A 3989-nucleotide genomic window follows, 5' to 3' on the forward strand; every position below is an offset into this window, starting at 1 on the left:
AAATCCTTATCTGGCAAGAGACTTAATTGATTAGTTCGCTCTAGAGCAAAAACAATTGACAAAAATCGCTAAATGCTTTTCTATATAAGGGTTCCATCCCTTATAACCCCCGTCCATTGCATAACAATTACCGAAGAGCCATTAGTCACAGCAACAAGCCCTATAATTATTAGAAGGCTATAGAGTTCTTGCATAATTAATTTTTGAGAGTGCAAAAATGAGAAAAATAGACATAAAACTGCATAACATCCCTAAATAGAGCATTTAATTGATTAATGCTCATTCTTAATTCTACTGACTACTGACTACTGGCTACTGGCTACTGAAGCCTAAACCCAACAACAATTTTTGATTTTTACAAGAGGCCTTATGTCGTCAACTGCCTACGAAACTGATTATAATCAATGGCTAAAAGAGACGGTAAAACAGTTACGATGATGCTATAGCCCTAACTAGAACTGCGCTAAAGCGCAACTACAAACCTATCAGAAGCCTAATGTTTTCAAAATTATCGGTAAGGCTGTTTGACAGGCTTGGGCAAGTTTGCTGGCAGGTTCCAAAGCTTTAGCAATTGTTTCGAGAAAATTAACCGCTCGTTGGGCTTTCTTTTGCAGTCCGGCATCATCAGGATTTTGACTAGCTTGGGCAATCTTTTTCACTTGATTGGCGGCTTCGGCTTTTTCTTCTACATCTAAATGGCTGTCAATTTTAATCGCCTGGGTTAGTTCTTGCAGTAAAGCTTTAAGTTGGGCGTTTTCTGGGGAAGCATCGGCTGCAATTTGGTTAATGGTATTGGTTACATCGCCGATGATTTCGCCGAAATTGACGGCAGAATTATTAATATCGCGGATGGTAATATTTGGGGAACTGTCGTTACTATTGCTCATGGCTTTTGCTTCTACATGGATGGGACGGTTGGCGAGGGTTTTGGTAATTTCCATCATATCAACACTTTGTTGGCGATAGATGGCAATTATTTCCTCATCTTTGGCGGTGAGTTGTGCCTTATATTGCGCTTCGATGGCTGCGAGTTGTAGTTGATAATTTTGGTTAAATTCTTGATGAATTTTCTCTTTATCAGTATCGGGGGGTACATGGACTTTTACCACTATCACGCCATCTCCTTTATTGGCAATGCTCTGCACCTGAAGCGGCGTATCTTCATTCTGCACTTGCACTTCTTTTAAGGCAGCAATGAAAGCTTTCCAATCCACCCCATTGCGGAAAATGAGGTCAACGGTGTCGAACATTTCGGCAAACAATTTAGTAAATTCCCCTGGTTGAAATTCACCACTGCTGGGGCGGCGTTCTTTTTGCCCATTAAGCAGGTAAATATACTGGCAGTCAATCTCATCCAGTTGGGTGGTGGCATCAATATTCCAATTTTCCACGCAAGCACCCGTCAGAGTAGCATGGCGCAAATCGGTATTGACGGCGTTGACTTCGGTGAGGTTTGCCCCCGCAAGGTTGGCGTATTGCAAGCTGGCTTCACTGATATTCGCTAGGCGCAAGTTGGCAGTTTGCAGGTTTGCCCCGTCTAGGTATGCCCCCCGTAAATTGGCTTGGGCAAAATCCTTTCCGCTTCCGGTGCGGGAATCAATCAAAAATTCCCTAATCCGGGGATTGGCTAATAAGGTATTGCCGGGGCGGGCTAATTCCAATTTAATTGCCTGCTTGAAGCAGGTTTTTTTCAGGATGGCGCGGTTGAAGTTGGTATTTTTCAACCTCGCACCCGTGAAATCTGCCTCGGTTAAATTAGCTTGAAAAAAGGATGTGCCACCAATAGCAGCAAAGGCTATCACAATTTTACGCAACCAAGGATCGCGGTGTTCTTGTTTAAGGGTCAGCCAACCGAGCCAACAATAAAATAAGGCTACGGCTACGGATATGGCTACGGCTGCGGTTACGGTTCCGGCTACGGCTACAGCTAAGGCTCCGGCTCCGGCTACGGCTAGGGCTAAGGCTCCGGCTCCGGCTAAGGCTCCGGCTACGGCTCCCGCTCCGGCTAGGGCTACGGATATAGCTACGGCTACGGCTACGGCTCCCGCTCCGGCTCTGGCTCCGGCTCCGGCTACGTCTAGGGCTACGGCTCCGGCTCCGGCTCCGGCTCCGGCTAGGGCTGAGGCTCCGGCTAGGGCTCCGGCTACGGCTAGGGCTCCGGCTACGGCTACGGCTATGGCGAAGGCCAAAATATTTTTACGCCAAGTGACAGCGCAAAAACAGATGAGAAAAATTAAGGTGAACCAACCAGTAACTTGGTTTTCTGGATTGGAATAAAAAATTAAGCCCACCATATAACCGCCGAAGGCGGAGAAAAAACTCGAAACCACAATTAACACCAAAGCCAACCCCAGCAAAATCACCAGCCACCGCTTCTGCAATCCCGCCTTCGCCCCAGCAAACTTCGTCCCCGTCAAATTCGCCCGACTAAAATTTGTCCCGCGTATATCACAACCACTGAAATCCGCCCCCGCTAAGTCCGCACCGCGAAAGTTACCACCCCGCAAGGATTCCCCCCGGAAATCCCGCCGCCCGTTTTTGTACTGTTCAATAACTGCCGCTGCCTTCATCGCCTACGAAATTGCCATACTATGCCCTCAATCTTACTGCAAGTCAGAAAGCGGGTTTCCTGAGAGAATCCGATTGATACTCCCATCCCAGCGCTTCGGGATTCTTGGTTCAACGAGTCCACGTTCAAAAACCTGGCATTTTTATGGGCAATCGCGTCAGTTTCCACACCTCGCGTTCTAGAATATATCTGGATTTCCCCCATAGATATCTACTACAATAGCCGAAAACCCTTATCTATCAATGGATACACCCATTAACCTTTCTTAATCTACTCATGTTTATGGTAATATTTCTTAATAGACGGGGATAGATTATATTTGGTAGAATTTACTGACCCTAATTCTCCTGTGCCAGAAAAGTAGATTTATTCAGCCAACCCTAGATAAGTAGCTGGTTATAATTAAATTATGGATTGTGGGTTCGATCCCCCCTGCCCCCCTTGATAAGGGGGGTGTCTGAGAACTTTTAACACCTACCTACTTAGAAAGCCACTTAAGTAATTTTCTATGGAGAGTTAAATTATAAACCTCTTGCATAATTAATTTTTCAGGGTTCAAAAACGGCAAAAATAAGGATTAAATTGCATAAAATATGTAAATAGACCATTTAATGAATTATTATTCATTCTTAATTCTCCTGACTACTGACTACTGGCTACTGACTCCTAACCCCAACAACAATTTTTGATTTTTACAAGAGGTCTTATGTCGTCAACTGCCTACGAAACTGATTATAATCAGTGGCTAAAAGAAACGGTAAAACAGTTACGAGAGCGCAATTTTGAGCAGGTAGATTGGGATAATTTAATTGAAGAAATTGAGAGTATAAGGAAAAGTGATAGACGAGCTTTAATGAGTCTGTTAACCCGTCTTATCGAACATCTTTTAAAGCTGGCTTATTGGCAAGAAGAAAAAAAACGGTCAGGTAATCATTGGGCGGCAGCAATAGTCAATTTTTGCGCCCAAATTCAGCATCGTTTAGAAGATAGTCCCAGCTTACGGCCAGAATTAGCAGCTATGTATGATAAAGTTTATCCAGTGGCGATTAAATCAGTTTCTCAGCTTTTTTCCCTCAATTCAGACGCTCATATATCCCTCGAACAAACATTAGATGATAATTGGTTTCCCCCGGCTGAAAAATAGTTCTTAATTAGGAGTAATACTAAATCCGTTGAGTATAGGCTAGTTATGAAAGACAAAGATATAAATTTGCTTGCGGACTTTGCCGACCATAGCCAGTTGAAGTATAGGTAATGATTCGGTAGTAGTGGCGTAGCTCTCTTGCTTACCTGGTATGAATTGTGTAAAATATTTATGAATAAAAATAATTGGAACCCGCTCAGTCTTTAAACCTCTAGCTTGCTCATGACTGGCTCTTCTCGACTTTGTGTGATAATTTTTGCTTATGGAATCGTGAAA

The 3989-nt window shown here is 43.8% G+C and carries 3 protein-coding genes and 1 pseudogene; 2 read left to right on the plus strand and 2 right to left on the minus strand.

Annotated elements, in window-relative coordinates:
* Positions 1–369: 369 nt before the first annotated feature.
* Positions 370–435, plus strand: a pseudogene (locus tag O9332_RS10010) (DUF29 domain-containing protein); the annotation flags it as partial.
* Between the two features lie 50 nt (positions 436–485).
* Here O9332_RS10010 and O9332_RS10015 read toward each other — a convergent pair.
* Positions 486–2570, minus strand: a complete 2085-nt coding sequence (locus tag O9332_RS10015) for a pentapeptide repeat-containing protein (RefSeq protein ID WP_288025238.1) — start codon at positions 2568–2570, stop codon at positions 486–488.
* Between the two features lie 705 nt (positions 2571–3275).
* Between O9332_RS10015 and O9332_RS10020 the strand changes: the two genes are divergently transcribed.
* Positions 3276–3713 (plus strand): DUF29 domain-containing protein, encoded by a 438-nt coding sequence (locus O9332_RS10020; protein ID WP_288025240.1) that lies wholly within the window; start codon positions 3276–3278, stop codon positions 3711–3713.
* 39 nt (positions 3714–3752) lie between these two features.
* Here the strand turns inward: O9332_RS10020 and O9332_RS10025 are convergent.
* Positions 3753–3989, minus strand: a 237-nt coding sequence (locus tag O9332_RS10025) for a hypothetical protein (protein WP_288025243.1), incomplete at its 5' end; no start/stop codon positions are given.

Source organism: Microcystis sp. LE19-10.1B, assembly GCF_027530565.1.
Lineage (GTDB): Bacteria > Cyanobacteriota > Cyanobacteriia > Cyanobacteriales > Microcystaceae > Microcystis > Microcystis aeruginosa.

Coding starts and splice junctions, on each gene's coding strand:
- O9332_RS10015 (WP_288025238.1), bottom strand. CDS start 2,570: ATGAAGGCAGCGGCAGTTATTGAACAGTACAAAAACGGGCGGCGGGAT.
- O9332_RS10020 (WP_288025240.1), top strand. CDS start 3,276: ATGTCGTCAACTGCCTACGAAACTGATTATAATCAGTGGCTAAAAGAA.